The 17,892-nt window shown below is 57.5% G+C and carries 18 protein-coding genes; 8 read left to right on the top strand and 10 right to left on the bottom strand.

The features are described 5' to 3' along the window. Nucleotides 1-60: 60 nt before the first annotated feature. A complete protein-coding gene (locus IVA75_RS30410) occupies nucleotides 61-1,530 on the bottom strand; it encodes a winged helix-turn-helix domain-containing tetratricopeptide repeat protein (RefSeq protein ID WP_247288255.1) in 1,470 nt (489 codons plus the stop codon). A gap of 146 nt (nucleotides 1,531-1,676) precedes the next feature. Between IVA75_RS30410 and IVA75_RS40090 the strand changes: the two genes are divergently transcribed. The 4 genes from IVA75_RS40090 to IVA75_RS30395 are packed head-to-tail and all read left to right on the top strand — an operon-like array spanning nucleotide 1,677 to nucleotide 3,900. Continuing rightward, on the top strand, nucleotides 1,677-2,087 hold the full coding sequence (locus tag IVA75_RS40090; protein WP_253075321.1) for a tripartite tricarboxylate transporter substrate-binding protein: 411 nt from the start codon (nucleotides 1,677-1,679) through the stop codon (nucleotides 2,085-2,087). Further along, on the top strand, nucleotides 2,084-2,653 hold the full coding sequence (locus tag IVA75_RS40085; RefSeq protein WP_253075322.1) for a tripartite tricarboxylate transporter substrate-binding protein: 570 nt from the start codon (nucleotides 2,084-2,086) through the stop codon (nucleotides 2,651-2,653). The genes IVA75_RS40090 and IVA75_RS40085 overlap by 4 nt, the downstream gene beginning before the upstream one ends. A gap of 21 nt (nucleotides 2,654-2,674) precedes the next feature. Then, a complete protein-coding gene (locus IVA75_RS30400) occupies nucleotides 2,675-3,688 on the top strand; it encodes an acetylserotonin O-methyltransferase (RefSeq protein WP_247288257.1) in 1,014 nt (337 codons plus the stop codon). Between the two features lie 23 nt (nucleotides 3,689-3,711). Further along, nucleotides 3,712-3,900 carry a hypothetical protein gene (locus IVA75_RS30395; RefSeq protein WP_247288319.1) on the top strand — a complete coding sequence of 63 codons (189 nt, stop codon included), beginning with the start codon at nucleotides 3,712-3,714 and terminating at the stop codon, nucleotides 3,898-3,900. Nucleotides 3,901-4,148: 248 nt separating this feature from the next. Here the strand turns inward: IVA75_RS30395 and IVA75_RS30390 are convergent, their stop codons facing one another. From IVA75_RS30390 to IVA75_RS30375, 4 genes are all read right to left on the bottom strand, one after another. Beyond that, nucleotides 4,149-4,565, bottom strand: a complete 417-nt coding sequence (locus IVA75_RS30390) for a hypothetical protein (protein WP_247288260.1) — start codon at nucleotides 4,563-4,565, stop codon at nucleotides 4,149-4,151. Nucleotides 4,566-4,770: 205 nt separating this feature from the next. Beyond that, the gene (locus IVA75_RS30385; protein ID WP_247288261.1) at nucleotides 4,771-4,983 is read right to left on the bottom strand and encodes a PilZ domain-containing protein; all 213 of its coding nucleotides are present in this window, start codon (nucleotides 4,981-4,983) and stop codon (nucleotides 4,771-4,773) included. A gap of 4 nt (nucleotides 4,984-4,987) precedes the next feature. Beyond that, complete coding sequence (locus tag IVA75_RS30380; protein ID WP_247288263.1) at nucleotides 4,988-5,209, bottom strand: hypothetical protein; 222 nt, start codon at nucleotides 5,207-5,209, stop codon at nucleotides 4,988-4,990. A 1,586-nt stretch (nucleotides 5,210-6,795) separates the two neighbouring features. Then, nucleotides 6,796-7,365: a TMEM175 family protein gene (locus tag IVA75_RS30375; protein WP_247288312.1), complete on the bottom strand. Its 570-nt coding sequence runs from the start codon at nucleotides 7,363-7,365 to the stop codon at nucleotides 6,796-6,798. Nucleotides 7,366-7,776: 411 nt separating this feature from the next. Between IVA75_RS30375 and IVA75_RS30370 the strand changes: the two genes are divergently transcribed. The 4 genes from IVA75_RS30370 to IVA75_RS30355 all read left to right on the top strand — a co-directional run bounded on the left by IVA75_RS30370 (nucleotide 7,777) and on the right by IVA75_RS30355 (nucleotide 12,656). Next, nucleotides 7,777-8,853 carry a DUF2336 domain-containing protein gene (locus tag IVA75_RS30370; protein WP_247288314.1) on the top strand — a complete coding sequence of 359 codons (1,077 nt, stop codon included), beginning with the start codon at nucleotides 7,777-7,779 and terminating at the stop codon, nucleotides 8,851-8,853. Next, on the top strand, nucleotides 8,850-9,173 hold the full coding sequence (locus IVA75_RS30365; protein WP_247288265.1) for a PilZ domain-containing protein: 324 nt from the start codon (nucleotides 8,850-8,852) through the stop codon (nucleotides 9,171-9,173). The genes IVA75_RS30370 and IVA75_RS30365 overlap by 4 nt, the downstream gene beginning before the upstream one ends. Nucleotides 9,174-9,262: 89 nt before the next feature. Next, a complete protein-coding gene (locus tag IVA75_RS30360; protein WP_247288267.1) occupies nucleotides 9,263-10,312 on the top strand; it encodes an HD domain-containing phosphohydrolase in 1,050 nt (349 codons plus the stop codon). 442 nt (nucleotides 10,313-10,754) lie between these two features. Further along, on the top strand, nucleotides 10,755-12,656 hold the full coding sequence (locus tag IVA75_RS30355; RefSeq protein WP_247288268.1) for a diguanylate cyclase: 1,902 nt from the start codon (nucleotides 10,755-10,757) through the stop codon (nucleotides 12,654-12,656). A 626-nt stretch (nucleotides 12,657-13,282) separates the two neighbouring features. Here the strand turns inward: IVA75_RS30355 and IVA75_RS30350 are convergent. From IVA75_RS30350 to IVA75_RS30330, 5 genes are all read right to left on the bottom strand, one after another. Continuing rightward, complete coding sequence (locus IVA75_RS30350) at nucleotides 13,283-14,032, bottom strand: hypothetical protein (protein WP_247288269.1); 750 nt, start codon at nucleotides 14,030-14,032, stop codon at nucleotides 13,283-13,285. Nucleotides 14,033-14,077: 45 nt separating this feature from the next. Then, nucleotides 14,078-15,097 (bottom strand): transporter, encoded by a 1,020-nt coding sequence (locus IVA75_RS30345; RefSeq protein ID WP_247288316.1) that lies wholly within the window; start codon nucleotides 15,095-15,097, stop codon nucleotides 14,078-14,080. 392 nt (nucleotides 15,098-15,489) lie between these two features. Beyond that, a complete protein-coding gene (locus IVA75_RS30340; protein ID WP_247288270.1) occupies nucleotides 15,490-16,380 on the bottom strand; it encodes a hypothetical protein in 891 nt (296 codons plus the stop codon). 394 nt (nucleotides 16,381-16,774) lie between these two features. Then, a complete protein-coding gene (locus IVA75_RS30335) occupies nucleotides 16,775-17,125 on the bottom strand; it encodes a hypothetical protein (RefSeq protein ID WP_247288271.1) in 351 nt (116 codons plus the stop codon). Beyond that, nucleotides 17,103-17,693: a biotin/lipoyl-binding protein gene (locus tag IVA75_RS30330; RefSeq protein ID WP_247288272.1), complete on the bottom strand. Its 591-nt coding sequence runs from the start codon at nucleotides 17,691-17,693 to the stop codon at nucleotides 17,103-17,105. Before IVA75_RS30330 ends, IVA75_RS30335 begins: the two co-directional genes overlap by 23 nt. Nucleotides 17,694-17,892 lie beyond the last annotated feature (199 nt).

The following is a 17,892-nucleotide window of genomic DNA, read 5'->3' as shown; positions in this document are numbered from 1 at the left end:
TTCCTGCGTCGCGCAATGCGCTAGCAAACAGTGAAAAGATCTCCGGCACAATCCCAACAGTCACGGACCAGTTCTGTATTGTAAAGTGGGATCGAGTTCCCTCGCGCGCTCTGCTTCTGCGATTGCTTCGGACCTACGATCGAGTCGCATCAACGCCGCGGTGTGCAGTACGCGGGGAATGCTGAAAGCCGAATTTGCTTCGACGGCCCGCTGTGCAGCTTCCTTCGATTTCTCATAATTTTCGATATGGAAGTATGCCACGGCCAATGCCAAATCGGAATTCGAGGTGTCGAACGGACTTAGCTTGATAGCGCGTTGCGCACGTTCTATCGCTAACTCGTAATTGCCCATCCAGGCAAGGACGAATGCGCTATTGCTGAGTGCTACGACATTCGAGTTGCTGGCTGCCAACGCGCGATCAAAGAGTTCAAAGGCCGTGGTGACATCGTGACCGTCGAACCAGATAACCATCGCGGCGATTGCGAGGGTTGTGGCGTCGTCCGAGCCAGCCGCCGTTGCGGCGCGCGCATGCTGAGTTGAAGTAAGGCGATCTGCTTCGCCCAGTCCGCCTCGGCTGAAGCGAAAGTGGAAGCATTGAGCGAGAAGAGCACGAGCCCAAGCATATTCTGGTTCGAGCTCCAACGCCCGTTTCAGCAGCGGGATAGCCGCGTTTGCGCCTTGTACCATTCCCGTACGTACAAAAGGTAGAGCGCGTAACACGAGATCATAAGCATCGAGATTATCAGGCCGTTTTCGCTTGACGCGCTCAATCTCGACTTTTCGGAGGTTCGGCTCGATGGCGCCGATGACCCTCATCGTAATCTCGTCTTGAACTGCAAAGATATCGTCCAACAAACGATCATAACGCTCGATCCAGAGATGGCCGCCCGTCTTCGCATCTATCAGTTGAACCGTAATCCGTACCCGATCCCCGGCCTTTCGCACGCTTCCTTCAACAAGGTAACGGACGCCCAGATCGTGCCCGATCTGCTTTAGGTCAACAGCTTTTCCCTTATGAACAAAACTTGAATTGCGGGCGATCACGAACAGCCACTTGATGCGTGACAGGCCCGTGATGATGTCTTCAACGATGCCATCCGCAAAATATTCTTGTTCGGGATCGCCACTCATGTTCTGAAACGGTAAGACCGCGATAGACGCGCCCGGTATGACGAGCCCTCCAGGGCCGCCCATTTCGGATTGGTCGGTTTCTGGTGGACGCTCTAGTCCGACGAGACGATAACCCCGGCCCGGCATAGTAATGATAAAACTCTCGCCATCGGTTCGCCTGTCCAGTTCTTTTCTCAATGCGGAGATGTGGACCTGGATATTGTTCTCCTCCACGGCCAGGCCAGGCCATACCGCGTCAAGGAGTCGATCCTTGGACACAACGTTGCCCTTCGCCAACGCGAGGACACGCAGAATATTCAACGCGCGGCTACTTAGGTCAATCGGCGCGCCCTGAAAGCTCAGTTTGCTGTCGCTCAGATCGAAATGGAAGGGTCCGAAGCTGACCTGATCTTGATCCATCGAGGCCGCCATTCTGCCAGCGGATTCAGGACAATTAAGTTTCTGAACCAAGGAGCTTAAGGGCTACGCGGGGTACAGTCCAGCAGTTACCGCGCAACTTCCTCAAAGAAGGGTGCGCATCAAAACGTGCCGAGGAGGGGTTGATTATGCACTCGACACTGGCAAGGACATTGAGCGTTTTGGTCTGTTTTGGAAGCTTCGACATTGCGCCGTCACCATCGGTGGCAGAGGTCTGGCCCGAGCGCGGCGTGAAGATCATCACTTCGTTCCCCGCGGGTACAGGCGGCGACCTTTCGGCGCGTCTTTACGCTGAGCGACTGGCGCTGCGTTGGGGCAAACCGGTCATTGTCGAGAACAAGCCGGGAGCGGACGGAATCCTGGCGGTCACGTCCGTCATCGGGATGCGTGACAATCACACCCTTCTCTATACCAATGGTGGTCCAGTCACGACCAACGCGTTCAATCATGATCATTTGCCCTATGATCCCGTGCGCGATCTCATTCCGATATCCTCGGGCGCCGATGTCTCGATCGCAGTATCGATTCCGGCATCATGAAGATCGATACACTTGCGGGCTTCATAGCGCTCGCTCGGGCGCAACCGGGTAAGCTCAACTGGGGCGCTACTCCCGGTGCCCTCGACTACGTCGTGCCAAGTTTTTTCAAACGCGCCAATCTCGATCTGACCCACGTCTCTTATCGGGAGATTGCACCAGCGCTGCAGGACTTGGCTGAGGGCAGAATTCACTTCTACGTTTCCGCCCTGGCAAGCCAACTTGGTATGGTCGGCAGCGGAAACATCAAAGTCATCGCGGTCACCAACCGAGAGAGAAGCCCATTGCTTGCCGAAGCTCAGACCACGGCTGAAGCGGGCTTCCCCGATCTATCGTTGGAGGGTTTCCTCGGATTCTTTAGCCCAGAGGGGATGCCGAAGGATCTGGCCGAGCGGATCGGCGCTGACATTCGCGCGGTTGGTGCTGATCCGGCAATCGGTGCTCGCCTGGCCAGCGGCGGGCTGATCGCTCGCACCAGCACGGCCGCGCAATTCGGCAAGATCATTGAAAATGAACGCGCCAAGGTCGCGGCCATCGCGCGTGCCGGCGATATCAAGGCAAAGCCCTGATCTGGCCGGAGGCAGAGCGTCATGCTGCATAGCGACATCACCCCCGATCGGTTGTTTTCACTGGGTCCCGGCTATCGATGTGCCAAAGTGTTACTTTGCGCGGTTGAACTGGACGTGTTCACAGCGCTTGGTGGGCAGCCGCGGGCGGCTGCAGATCTCGCGCGGATGGTCGGTGTCCATAGCCGCTCAGCATGCGATTTCTTCGACGCGCTGGTCGCACTCGGGTTGCTGGAGCGGGATACCGATGGACGATACGCGAATACGATGGAAGCCAGCCTCTATCTCGATCGAAATAAGCCCTCATATCTTGGCGGTATGTTTGACCAGTTCAATGCCCGTGAATACCAGATGTGGTCGAAGCTAGGTGATGCATTGCGAACCGGTGAGCCTCAGATTGGCAGCACGTCCGCGGAGCATTTCGCGACGATTTATGGTGAGCCGGCGCGCTTTCGGACGTTTGTAGACGCAATGACAGCAGGCAGTCTGACGGCGGCGAAAGCCATCGCGGAAAAGTTTCCCTGGTCGAACCACCGGACGCTGATGGATATCGGTACAGCACAAGGGTGTCTTCCAGTGCAGGTCGCTCGCATGCATCCCCACATCATAGGTGGCGGCTTCGATTTACCCGAGCTTGCGAAGGCTTTCGCAGATTATGTTAGCGATAACGAGCTTTCTGAACGCCTGCGATTCTACCCGGGGAGCTTCTTCCGTGATGATCTTCCGGCAGCGGATGTGCTGGTGTTCGGCCGCGTCCTGCACAATTGGGACCTGGCTACAAAGAAGATGCTCTTACGAAAGGCCTATCAGGCGATCCCAAAAGGCGGTGCGGTGGTTGTTTACGACATGCTGATTGACGATGAGCGACGCACCGCGGTGGGTGGATTGTTATCAAGCCTGAACATGTTGCTGTGGACCAACGCTGGGTTCGGTTACGGTGGGTCGGAGTGCGCCGATTGGATGCGCGAGGCGGGATTCAGTGAAACGCGCATCGAACCGCTTGTAGCCGGGCAATCGACGGTGATCGGCCAGAAATGACGAGAACGCGGCTTCGACGGCCAATGTTCGGTGCGAAAAAAGCGCTGGTCAGAATGGACTTTCTGGCCAATCTGTTCAACGCGCAGAGCAACCAGATCGAGTATTATTATCTGTCGCGGTTGCCCGACGCGCTGATCGGCGACGTGGCTGATCGCCATGTGCATCCCGCAGAGCCATTCGCGGTCCGGGTGACATTAGCAGGACGTTTTTGATGACGGTATGTTGCCTGTTGGCCTTAAGCCCAAGAGCGGTTCGGGCGCCGTAAAGTCCGCTGTCGGTATTGAATTGGACCCGAGCTGCACTTGCGTTGCGAGCCGCCTTTTGCGTTCAGGATGAACGGTGCAATTCGCTCAATCGCGCCCGGAGACGTACGTTATAGTTGCTTCGGTGTCCCGTAGCTGCAGGAATGAGCAGATATCTTTCCCGTTTGGCTCGTGGCGATACTTGCGAGTGAGTGCCGTTAGGCGACTGCGTTCATCTGACCGTTCATGTCATCGTGAGTGAACAGCAACCGCCTACGAATGGCCTCCTCGACCAATGCTAAGGCTTGCTTCGCGCTGTGCGCTTCTGCCTCAGCGGCTTGGGCACGGCACTCAAAGGCGGTGACCCGGTTCTGTAGGGCCTCAATGCGCTTCTGAGCTTCCTCGAGGGCCCTTGATGCATCTAGGAGTTTGCGGTCCGCATTTGTCAAAAGCTCCTGGTGAGCACGCTCAGCTGCCACAGCCCGCCTCTGGCTCTGACGTGCCTGCTCTTCGATACCGCTCAACACGTCTGCGGCTTGATGCACGAGGTTGAGGGCGTGAGCGCCTGCGTGCGTTTGCGCAGGCTTGTGAAAACCAACCACGTTCTCTGCTCTTCTTAAATGATGCTGCGACATTGCCAGATCCCATTCGAGAACCCAGTATCGGAGTAGGATGGGCCGTTATGGTGAACGAGAGGTTAATCCGGGCTGCCCTTAAGCGTACCTTGCTCCTTGGGCTCTTCGGACCTCCGCAACTAGGTCTCGGCGTCGTAAGACGTCCAGCAGGGTTTCGCAAAAGCCGGTCCTGTTAGGGCCTTGTTTTAGACCGGGACCGCCCATCCTAATCGAACGCCACCCCCATCCTAAATGAGGTTCGCCAGACTACGCGACAACCCAGCTTTAAATTGTCTTCTGGAATAATCAACGTGAAGCCCGAGGGGATTCTCTCGACCCAGTCAGAGAACTGGAGCGCTGCGCCCGTAGTGGAAATGTCACGTATTGTGCAGTTAGTTGTGTCGCCCCCACGCTCGATCAGTGCTGGCTTGCACACCATTGGCTCAGTCCGCCGCTCGGAAATTGGTGCCGAAATCATCAGTGCTCTGGTTGAGCCAGAGAAGCGCCTCACGGCAATCCAACCGAACAATTTGATCGTGGTCTCCTTCGCCGGGAGTGATGTGCAGTAGAAAAGACCGTTCGCCGAGTCGGAAAAGCGTATCCTGGCGCTCGATCAAAGTCTCGGCGTCGACAAATGAATACTTTCGACTAGCGATGAGTCTCATGCCGAGGTTCCTGCCATCGTCTAACGGGATCGCTAGGAAAAACTCAAAAAGTTGTGCGGAGCGGAGAGTGGGAATGGTCGCTTAGCGATACGCTTTCAGGTTCACTGACGGAGAACGGTTGCGCTACTTAGGCTCAATCCCAAATGATGAACCATTTGGCGAGCGCCCGCCACCGAATCCGCAAGCTCCCCCGCTCGCTCGATGAGCTTGTCGAAAGTGGGGTCATCGCGAAAGTCGGACAAAATAACTTGAATGCACCGGTTGGTGAGATCCAGAATCCACAGCGCGCGCTCCATGTCATCTTGGCTACGGAGGTTTGCTCCGGTCAGTCCAGACATCACGGTTGCGAGCCCTTGAAGCTTAAGAACCGCGGGATGCAGCCGGGATTGCGGTCCTCCTGCGCGAGGAAAATTGATACTTCCGGCATGGAATTCTCTTTTTCTTAAAAAATGCAATGTGGTATTATGATCATAATCTGACGCTTGAATAGCTACCACTTCAATAAGAAGTCTGTCGTTATTCAGCAGCCCTCGCTTTTTTGGCTATCGTTATTCGGCGAATTCCCCGATCTGCGTAGCGTCACAACGCTGCTGGTGCTTCGGGCACGCGAATACTGCGGCTTCAAATATGAGGCACGTATGGCGTTTGCTCCATTCGGAGCAAGCGACGCCACGGTATCCATGACGCGCGGGAGGGGCGAGGCTCGGGTTGCGCGCTACAGGAACAGCCATAATGTGGCGCCCCGGCTGGCGCATCCAATTGCAATCAGTTCGAGCATTGGAAAGTATTGAAATGCGCATCATTTCTGCTAAGGCGACTTTGCCGTAACCAAGCATGCCTTCGTCCAAATTTTTCCCTCCCCCTAGGGTGCGGGAAAAACGCTCCGTGGACTGCACGCGAGAGCGGCTCGCTCCGCGAGTGCGCGATAAACTGACGCTCGGCCGATCTTCAATATTTGTGCAAGCGCGAACGGCCCCACGCCATCGGCCTTCACCTTTCTGATCTTCGCGGCACCGACGCTCGCCTTACCTCGCCAGCAAGCGTGATTGTGATCGCTGCGCATTGAAGTCCCGGTGTTGCAGAGTGCTTTCGGCGGCCGCCGGTCATGATGCGGTTGCGATTGCAGATGCTCACGCCCGTCGCGGCCAGATGCAGCTGGCAGCAGCGGATGTCTTCGAGTTTGGCCGTGTCGAGGGACCGCTTCACACAAGGCGCGAAACGCTTGCAGCTGCCGATGTGCTCTCGTGCCCACACAGAGCTTGCGCGCATTCATGTCTTCGATCATGCGCTGGCGCAGCGGGCTGACAGCATCCGGATAAATAGGAAGCTCCTGTCTTGAATGAGGTTGACGGCACCTCGATCTTCAAGACAGGGCGACCCGCGCGCCAATGCCGATCTTTTACCGTGCTCGCGGTCGGGCTCCCCGCGCAGCGATTTAGTGCGCTGGCCCCTCTAAGACATGCCCGTCTATCCTGAGAATGTCCCTTCACTCGGTAGGCCGGAGGTTGAACCAGGTCCGGCCGAACACGAATGACTGCAGCGGACGTGGCCGACCAACGCGAAAGGGAACGCACCCGTGGTGATGGCTAATTCGCTCTCAGCGGCCAGCGTCGGGCTGCCCACCAGCCTGCCAGAGGTGCCCCAAATGCCAGGCACCATGTGAATTGTGCAACAGAGGGCGCGACTATGGCCAACACCGTTGCGAACACGCATGCAAAGACCGGAAAGATCGCGGTTGCCAGCAACTCGGGATTGCGGTGATCGCGCAGCGCCAAAATCCAGAGCAGCGCATTCAGGCCGGCAATGATAGTCAGATGGGAGCCGTAGCTTACTGCGACGACGCTGTCGAGCCGATACGCCCCGTAAAGTCCGTTCGTCACCGGAAGCATGACGATCGACAGCAGGAAGATGAGATTGAGGAAGACTTGGCCGCGGCTGCCTTCAGGCGCGAAAATGAGCCTCCGATGATGGCTCAGCCAAAACACGCCGGCGACGATAAAGCTGATCATCAGCGCGATGACAGGTTGGGCGTAGGCATTTGCAAGGTCTCTCCAGGCCGGCGCACTCGCGAACCTGCTGGCCTTCGGTAAATCATAGGCGAGCAGCGTCATCGCAACGCCGAAGATGGTGTTGCTCAACGCCTCTAATCGACGCATTTCAAAAAGACCGATCTGCTTCAAGCTCGTTCCCCTTCAATGCCGCCGAGCCGCTGGCTTGTCGGATTTAAGATTGCCGGTTCTGGGCAAAGTAACGCGTTCAACGCAGCACACTTCCTAGCTAATAGCAAAAGGCGACAACAGAGTTCGGCTCCGGCAAGGCACGGCTCGCGCGGTTGCGAAATTGAAAGCCAACAACGCGATTGGACTTCGCGAATGGTCCGGAGCCGGTTGTAACACAGGGAAGAGCACGTCTGCGTGCAGGTACTTTGATACGGTCCTAAGCGTCGTTCAGGTGATAAGAACATCCTCTCCTATGTCACGGTATGGCATGTAAAGGTATCTTAACAACGTCCGCGCGTAATACGTTTGATTTGACGTGACGATATCAAAATGAATTTGGGCCAGCCAATGATGGCAATTTCCGCGGCCGATCTCATTACTGAGTTGGATGCTACCATCGCGAGGAGCTCATCCGAACGTTGTGCGCGCATGCTCTGGCGCGCCACCGAGCTGCTCGTTGACGGTAATCACCGATTGCAAGAGCCGCAGGTCGGCCTGCTTGACGACGTTCTAATTCGCTTGGCCCGGCGGATTGCGCCGGGGACGCTCGCCGAGTTCAGCACGACGCTTGCCGAACTGGCTACTGCTCCGATGAAGACACTGCGACGTCTCGCCTCGTGCGACGATCCGGCGATTGCAGTCCCGATCCTTCTAAGGTCTTCCGCCCTATCGCCGGCTGATCTCGTGGCGATCGCGACGTGCGGCAGCGAGGATCACCGTCTCGCCATTGCTCGCCGGCGCAGGATCGAAAGACCCGTGACCGAGGCAATATTGCAGCGCGGCAGCAGCAAGACTTGTCTGGCCCTCTTTGGCAATCCGGGCGCGGAATTCTCAGGCGCCGCCTATGCCCTCCTGATCGGTAGGGCTATGCAGGACGACGAGATCACGAAAGCGCTGGCGCTAAGGTCGGACACCCCGGACATAGTGGTTCGGGAGTTGCTGTCGGCATCGCCACGACCGGCGGTCAGGGCGTCTAACACAAGCGCGTCCTCGCAAGTATTAGCGACAGCGAAGCGGCCTTGCGACATTGAGTACGCTGCCGCGAGGCCGGAAATAATATCGCTCAATCGAATCGGCAAGCTGAGTGACTCGACTGTCAATCGGTTCGCGATCCGGCGTGAGACAGCCAACTTGTTCACCGCGTTGTCGGTGCTGTCCGGAGCACCGATACAGGCCATCGAGCAGGTTATGGCAGAGGCCGGTCACGAAGGCCCGGTTATGGCGTGCCGGGCATCGCGCTTGAATTGGCAGACCACGCTGGCCGTCCTCAACACTCGCGGCGCGGTGCTTTCATCAGGCCAACGCGTACGAGCTCAGGAGCTGTTTGAAACGCTTCATCTCTCGACCAGCCAATGGTCCGTCCGTTGGGGTGAAATCTCTGCGGGCGCCGAGGGTCGCACCGCAGGATCGGCAGGAAGCCAATGAAATTCGACGGTCGCAAGGCGTCTCGGGTGCGCATGGACAACAGACAGCCCGTGAACCTGATGGGTTCCGACGGCACCTGGCGGCGAAGCTGCGTCTTGCTCGATATCTCGAACACCGGCGCCAAGATCGAAGTCGAAGGGTCGCTCGATGTTCTCGCGGCCAAGGAGTTCTTCATGCTGCTGTCGTCGACGGGATTGGCCTATCGACGCTGCGAGCTGGTCTGGATCGACGGAACCACGGCTGGCGTCCACTTTATCCAAGCAAATGGCAAGAAGGCCCAAACGACAGCGAGCGACAGGGGCGCGCACAAACCAAGTTGAGCCGAGCAGTCTCATCGAAGTGAGCCAATGAACTTGCACGACCGACGAGGCCCATTCAGCCCGGCACCCGACGAACGAAGGCACCAGTCATGCTCGTGCACGTATTGGCCGACACCTCCGAGAAGCTCTTCGGGCTTTGCTCGCTTTTTGGACAACAGTTCACCGTTGCCGGCGAGCGGCTCGATGTAGAAGCAAAGCTTCCGCACGATGCTGCTGCGATCATCGTTCGTGCCGACCTGCGGGCGATCGAAAACATTGCCGCACTGAAAAAGAGAGCTGCGCGGTTCGCCAAAGCAAAGAAGCGCATCTTCCTCGTCGAGCAAACCTCCCACTTTTGCATCTCGCAAGCTTATGCGCTGGGCGCAACGTTGGTGTTGCCTGGCAAGATCGAGGCAGCCAAGCTCCTGGCCGCTTTGTTCGATCCAGCCGCCCACGGAACTGGGTCGACGAGCGGCATCTCGAAGTCTGACAATGCGGTAGAGGCCGCAGCAACCGCCATTGCCTCGATGTTCACTTCAATCACCCTCGGAGAGCGGGTCGACGTCGCCGGCCCCAAAGAGGCCGGCCGCAAGATCACCAACCGAATTTCCGAGCATGGGTTGACCGAATGGCTGGCCACGGTGCGGCGCCATCACGAGGGAACGTTCCAGCATTGCCTGCTCGTGACCGGCGTCGCCGTCGATTTCGGCCTTAGTCTCGGTTTTCGTAAAATTGACCTTGAACGGCTCTCCACCGCTGCCATGTTCCACGACATAGGAAAGGCGAGGGTGCCCTTGGCGATCCTGGATAAGCCAGGGCGCCTCGACGAGGACGAGCGAGCGTTGGTCGCAACCCACCCGGCGGCGGGTTACGATGTGCTGAAAGGGCACTTGGACATCTCACCCGAAGTCCTCGATGCGGTCCGGCACCATCACGAATATCTCGATGGCAGCGGCTATCCTGATGGCCTCTGCGCCGAGAACATCACCGACATTGTGCGCGTTCTAACAATTTCGGATATCTTTGCGGCGTTGATCGAGCACCGGCCGTACAAGCCGACAACGCCGCGCGCGGCAGCGTACGAGGTTCTCTGCGGGATGAAGGGAAAGCTGGACAGGGCGCTAGTCGCCTCCTTTAAGCATGTCGCGCTTACCAGATGAATTCTGGTGGACCCTATGAAGGAATTACAACTCTCCACCGACGGTGTGATAGAACGCGGTCTCCCTTCCATGCGCTTCCGCTTCTGGCCCGTTTGAGACATGCCGGCCCGATCTGACCACGTCCGGTTTTTCGGCTGGACCGAAAGTCATCGCCGCAAACCGAGGCGATTGACTCATAGCTGTCGTCGATCCGCGAATTTTCGGGAACACACCTCAGAAAGTCGAAGCGTCGCAACCTGGTAGGTTTTTAGCCAAAGCCCGCCCTTCTTGCGAGCGCGCTGCACGCTCGTGTGGCCGGCCACGTTATGAAGTACGGAAACCTCGTCCTTTGGCATTCCAATCGCATTAACGATGCCACTGGGAATAAGCGGCAATGTGCGGACTGCAAACTTCGGTTTCAGCAATCGCGTCCATTCTACTACCCGAACAGGACATTCAGGCCGTGCCGAAGTTTGTAAAGTCACCATTAACGATCATAGCGCTGCTGCTCGGCTTCACGCTTGCGAGCTTTTGGGCCATGATCACCTGGAAGGCCATGCAGGAAAGAGGGCTCGCCTTCGCCAAGGCCGGATCCGAGACCCAGGCGCTCACGCATTCTCTCGCACAGCACGCCTCAAAGAGTTTCAACGCGGTGGCGCTCGCGCTGTTCGGAGCGGGCCAGTACATCCGGCATTCCGACAAATCCGCGCGTGCGTCGGCCGGAATCAACGATCTGCTTGCTCAATACGCGAAGAACATTCCTCAGGCGCGCGAACTGGGAGTGCTGGGGGAGACCGGCGACTGGATGTTTTCTTCGTTTGAAACCGTGCCGGCGGTCAACAACGGCGATCGCGAGTATTTCCGCTACCATCAATCCAACCCTGAAGACGCGGCACCCCGCATCAGCGATCCGCTGATCTCCCGCGTCACGGGAAGGCCCACCCTCCTGATGACCCAGCGGCTTGCGAATGCCGACGGCTCGTTCGGAGGCGTCGTTTTCGCGGCGATCGATCTTGCCTATTTCAGATCTTTCTACCAAGGGTTCGAAGCAGATCAGGACCGCACCGTCACGCTCATGAAGACGAACGGCAAGGTTCTCGTCCATCGCCGCGACGACCAGGTCGGCAAGGACGTCGCGGGAAGCTCGTTGTTTGTAAGTCGCCTCAAGGAGGTCGGAACGGGGCTGTATTCCATCGTGTCGCCTTTTGACGGCCGCGTGAAGCAATTTGCCTATGAGAGGGCGTCTGATTTCCCAATCGTGATCAGCGTTGCCACTCCCGAGGACGCTGTCTTGGACGCCTGGCGCCGAGATAGGAATTTTGATCTCCTGCTAGGCGGCGCAGTCTCCACGATCCTGATCGCTCTGGGGCTGGTGCTGGCCACTCAGATCCGTAGGCGCACGGCGCTGGCTGGATTGTTGCGCGAGCGAGAGCGTGGATACCGGTTGCTCGCCGAAAACGTGGAGGACGTCGTCACCCGCTTCGATAAGACTGGTCACAGACTGTATATCTCCCCCTCGGTCGAGAAGCTGCTCGGCTGGACGCCCTCGGAAATTCTGCAGCAGCCGGCCTATTCCAACATCCACCCGGCCCACCTTCTTCTGGTGAAAAGTTTGATCGAGGAACTCGGGCCACGGAGGTCGACGGGGACCGCGGAGTATCTGACCCGCTGCCGCAACGGCAACTACGTCTGGGTCGAGACTCAGATGAACTATGTCGATGATCCGCACGAGCCCGGCCCGGAAATCGTCGGCGTGATCCGGGACATCTGCAAGCGCAAGGCCGCCGAGGAACAACTCGTTGCGGCAAACCAGCAACTGAAGGCGCTCTCCGAAACGGACCCGCTCAGTGAGATCGCGAACCGGAGAGGCTTTGACCGGGTGCTCGATGCTGAATTCAAACGGTGCCAGCGTTCGAGCTCGCCCCTTTCCGTGCTGTTCATCGATATCGACAAGTTCAAGTCTTTCAACGACACCTACGGTCATTCCGCGGGCGACTACTGCATCCGGCATGTTGCCAAGGCCATCGCGTGCTGCCTGAAAAGGCCGGCCGATCTGGTTGCGCGCTACGGTGGCGAGGAATTCGCAGTTCTTCTCCCCGAGACGGCATCCGGCAATGCCGAGTCAGTCGCCGAGACCATTCGTCAATCAGTCGCCGACCTCTGCATTGCGCATCAAGGAAGCCCAGACGGGTGCATTACGATCAGCGTCGGGGTGGCAGGGGGCAAGTGCGATGCGAGAACATCCCCGGCTTCAATGCTGGCTGCGGCCGACGGCGCATTGTATTTGGCCAAAGAGCAGGGGCGCAACCGGGTCTGTGCTGCAGCCGAAACACCCAGCATCAGGCTGGTGAGACCCGCCGGTTAGCGTCGGATTGGTCGAATTCGGCCCAATACTCACCGCGCGAGCTCAGGTGAGCAGCGCCTCCGTAGTTTCACGACCAGGATGCTCAATCGTTCCTCATCGCGCGACTGCAAATCAGTTCGATCAGCTTAATCCTGTACTATCTCGGTGGCTTCATGAGGTCAGATTCTGCCCATTGCGCACCTCCACTTACACAGCCACTATGTCTCAATTCAGGAGATAAGCCGACTCCAAGTCAAGTCGGCGACGGAAGTCAGCCTGTGACCCAAAGCGGACTCCAGCGCGTCGTGCTGCCGCCCCTGAGGGAGTGAACTACTGCCTCTCAGATTTCGGTTGTCGCCGGGTCTGGCGATCGATGCGCCTCAGCTTCTGCCTTAAGCCGCTCCATCTTGAGCCTGGCTCGGCGTCTGGATGAGCGATTGGTTTCGGTCAAGCCGGCAAGGCGCTCGATCATGTTGAGCGCGCTAGCAGCGTCTTGATTTCGCGACAGTTGTTCAGTTGTTGACCCATCGCCGTTTCCTGCCTCAAGCGCCTGAACGTTGGCTTTCAGGCTGAAAGCAGACTCTGTCCGAACAGTGCCCCCTTGTGAAACCCAAAGTGGAAATCCAGATCCACACCTAGCCGACCACTTACCTATCCAATGGGGCCAACGCGCTCAGCAACGGTTCGCTCGAGATTGCCATAAGACCGGTGAAGGGATGGCTCAACTCGACTATCAAAAAAATTGCCGTTGACGCTGACAGAGCACAGACGAGCAGCGTAGCCGCGATGATCATGTTCGGACGGGCAAACAACCCGAAGCTGATGAAGATGGACGTAAGCCAAAAAACAAGTGCGTTTTCGAACGGCCTCGGGATGGAATAAGATGATTGTGCAAATAAGACCCGTGTTTGGGCCAAATCGATACCGAGCTGAATGGCTTTGGTTTGCGTAATTCGTTCTGTGTCATTGTGCGGGGTGAGCTTGAGCAACCCATCGAAGAAGAGGTCGGCCTGGGCTGTGGCTTCGAAGGGCGCAGCTCCTGTCGAGCCGCCATCTTGTTTTCGCCAAATTCGATCCACGAGACTCTGCACGGCATTTCGTAGCGAAGCACGAACTTGCTGTGCATCGGCACCTGAACGCGCGAGCATGTTGTCGAGCAAGATGACGTTGGCTGTAATTTGTTTGATTTGATTGCTCTGCGTTTGCAGCGCGCTCTGCGCGGAGGCGATGAGAAGGCCAAGGACGAGCGCCGAGAGCGTCGCAATCAAACCGGTTCCTACCCTAACAACATCCCTTGTGTCAGAATTGAGATGGTGCTCGGGAAGGACTGTGCGCAGGAAAATTCCGAGCAATGCTCCACCGAAGATAAACACGAACGCGATCCCGGCAATAAACATGCTCCATGCAGCTCCTGCTCTTTGGCGACCATGGGACTATAGCTATTACTTCGTCACGATCCGCCGCGTGGGGGTGACGGCAGTGGTCGGTGCCATCGGCGAAAGCGAGAAAGTCAGCCACGTATTCCAGCCGGCTGGCCGGTTTTCTGCGGCAAATTCGCCATAACCTTTCAGGTTTAAATATCCCTGGAGGTCGCCGACCGGAAACAGGTATCCGATCTGAGGACCGAGTCCCACCACGCGCGAGCGGAATCCACCCAGGGTTGGAGGCTGACCAAAATCGTCTGTGATCTGCTGATAGTAGTATCCGACTAAGCCAACGAAGAGCTGCTTTGACAGAAACTGCGAAGCGCCCCAATCGATATGGAAATCGACGCCGTTTTGATATTGCGTATCAATATTCTTGAAATTGTAGGTGAGCCCAGCGACAGCCGAAAACTCGTGCCCCAACTTTTCGTTGAAGTAAGTATAGCCGCCGCCGCCGTCGATCGCTCCGTGACCAATGCCAAGATTAGCAAGCCGGGTCGCCGAATAGGCGCCAGCAGGGATGTCACCCGTCAAGTACGTCATGTAATTGTGGACACCGGCGTTCCACTTCAACGTGGCCTGCGGGTAAAGATCGCCAACCGAGGTGATTGAATCGGAGAGCGTACCCGTGCGGGTCGTCACAAATGGCCCGACCGCCGCCGTCAGCGTTCCGTCCAGGGTTGCGGCGGATCGGCCAAACAGGCCAGTGATGCCGATTGCCAATTGTCCGCCGAGTACTGGCGTCGCAAACGTGTAGGTGGGGTTGAGCAGGATGAGGTCCGCCTGTGCGTTCAAACGCAGATTTAAATCGACATTGACATTAGCGGGGATACGGCCGACGCGAATTTCCCGCGCCGCGGCTGCGTTACCGAAGGCGGACACGCTAGTGTGATAATAGACCTCGGCCATCGACCAGCCCGGCATCGAAGGGACTGCCGCAAGACTGCCGAAACGCCCCGGGAGCCAGTACGAGACGCCGTCCTCGTCGGCATAAGCAGCGTGGGACAACGAGCCGGCCAACGTCACCGCTAGGCCCATCGTTGCGCAAACAAAACCAAAAGACCTGCACTTGGATACGTACTGCGCCATCGAGCCGTCCCCCCGCTTATGGAATGACAGTGTATCGACGGACTGTTCAATGTCTCGCTCAAAGGTGGCAATTTCGTCAGATTCGCGTCTGCATGTTGCGCTAAAGTCACGCCCACTCGCCGCTACTTCGGCGTCCTGACTCGGTTGCTATCCTCAAAGCAAGCTTGCTCAGGATCAATGATAACGACGATGTCGCGGCGGCGAGAAAGGTCGGTGAAAGTTGAAATCAGCGGAGCGGCTGGCGCTGCCTGCCAAACAGTCTCGCGCTCACACAGTTTGTCTAGCATTTCAACGATAAATGTTACGACTCCCTAAACCGTGAAGCGCTAGAGAGGCGGGTGCTAATTGCGCACTGCATAAAGCGGCGTTCTGAGCGTTAGCTGGAAGGCGGGCTTCGGCACCCACATGATTTCTGCGGTAACTCCGAAAAGGCGGTTGTCATTGTCGTCCATGCGATCGAGATCCAGCCGCACAATCGGCTGCGTCAACGGCTGGATCGGCGCAAGGTTCAGAAGCTGTGCGCCCTCAAACGACTGGACGCCAATACGTCCGGTGAACTTCCAATTGTTCGGCCATTGATAGTATCCGCCGACATAGCCGACCGTGTTGGGTCTGACATTGACCACCGCACTACTGAGATCGACGCGCGTGTGCTGGATACCCGCGAGCAACCCCCTGGTCTCGTCGGCATTCAGCGCATAGTCGAACTCGAGGATGTTGTTGAACGATATCGCGGTCAGCGGTCCATTGGGGATCGATTGGCTGATGGTCGATTGCAGTGTCACCGTTGGAAAATTACCGCCGTTCTGCTGATAAAGGTCCGCTTGGAAACCGATGTTCCAGCTCGTAGTGTCAAATGACGACCATCCTCCGCCTCCAAACTGCGTTGAACTCCCGGAGACGCCGCCGTAAAGCGAGACGTTATCGGTGACGTCGACAGTGAATGGAAGATCAACGTTGACCGATTTCGCCGCTGGCAAGCTGGCCGGCAACGCCGCGCCGTTCGGCCCAGAGAGCGTCTGCACTGCATTGAAGAATGAGGGGTGGCCAAAACCAAACGCTAGGGATCCCGCAGGAATTTGCCCGTAATAGGATCTAAGGTCGAGGTACATCGTCGGCAGAGCCGGCTTTGCCTCGCCATCGTCGCCGGCATCTGCAGCCAACGAGCTGGCCACCGGACAGATCAGCACGGCGGCGAGTGCAGCCCCTACGGCAGTTTGAAGATCAAACATGCAGGCTCCGCGTTTGACACAAACCTCGCTTTACCGCATGGCTGCTTCAGATGACGAAACATTTGGCCATGGACCAGGTCGCTTTGTGGCAATGTTACTCGACGACTCTATGTCAACGCCAGCAAGCGGGCTCGGTACCGCAGTTTGCAAGCCAAGGTTAAGCAATTGAGCAGGCTGCATCGAGCATCCGGCCGGCTTGCGCCAGAAGCAGCATTAGACGAAAGCGCGTTGCATGTCTCGACAGGACCAGGAGCTTACGTCCAAGACCCACGAAAGCCAAGCGCCGCACTGCACCCTTGTCCCCCATACCCGGCCATACAACGAACGGCGCGCCATCACTCTGGGCGGCCCCATTTCGACTACTATTTTACAAGTACGCCGTATACGAACTGACCTACACCAGGATCGAGGCAAGCAGACCGATCAAGCCGGCGTTGCCGGCAAAGGCGGTAGCGCTTCCCGACCTCCCCAAACGAAGCGAGTCCCGGTTCATTTCGTTGGGGATGGAGATGATCGCCGGGTAAACCGTCGCTCCACCGAGCGCGTTCGTGCGCGCCAACATGCCGGACGCCGCGATCTGGCCTTGGCCGATCCCCCTCGGGATTCCGATGATCCTTGCATGATAGATGCGGCCTGGAACGTTGTCGAAAACTAAATCAACTGGCGCGCCTTCCTTGACGGCCTGGAAACCATTCTGCGCGAACATGCCGACCAGCGTGATCTCATCTTCCACGATGAACGACATCGCCGAGCGCGCCTGCAGCGCCCGGTCCCCCACGGACAATGCGACAACGGTGACATAACCGTCCGCGGGCGCACGCACCGCCGGTCTGTGACAACTCCCAATTGGCATTATCGAGCTGCGCCTGAAGTTGCGCGACGGACGTGTTGACGCCTCCAATCTCGGAGTCGATGGCTAGCTTGGCGCTCTGCTGCGCCGCTTTCGCGGATTCTAATTGTGCCGAGACCGTCTCATACTGGACCTGCTTGTCTCGCGCCTGAAATTGCGAGTTCGCATCGTCTGACGCAAGCGTCTGTATGTCAGCGAGGCGCTTCGCGTTGTACGCCACCTGCGCCGTGAGTCCCGCGACATTCGCCGTCGCCTGCTCGTAATTCGCCTTTAGAATATTGGTCTGCTGTTTTGCCGCGGCGAGCGAAGCCTGCAATTGCGTGACCTTGTACTGGAATGGGGCTGGGTCGATCTGAAACAACACGTCGTCCCTCTTGACCGGGACGTTTGGCTTGACCGGCATTGCGACAATTTGTCCCGTCACATTCGGCGTCACTTCCACGACGCGGCCGGTCACCGTCACGACGGAGTGAGATAATTAAAAAGCGCGAGATATGTTGCGAGGATAAACGCGCCGATCAGCAGCGAGATTGTCCCGGACAGCCGGCCCCATTTCACAAGTCGAAATTTCGAAAACAGCAACCAAAGCGCCGCAAAGTATAGGCACACAATTATGACCATGACTCTCTCTTATAGTTCGTGCTAAGATTATTCCCGCGGAG

Origin of the sequence: Bradyrhizobium sp. 134, from assembly GCF_023074155.1 — a bacterium.
GTDB lineage: Bacteria > Pseudomonadota > Alphaproteobacteria > Rhizobiales > Xanthobacteraceae > Bradyrhizobium.
This window is presented reverse-complemented; position numbering and strand designations above follow the sequence as displayed.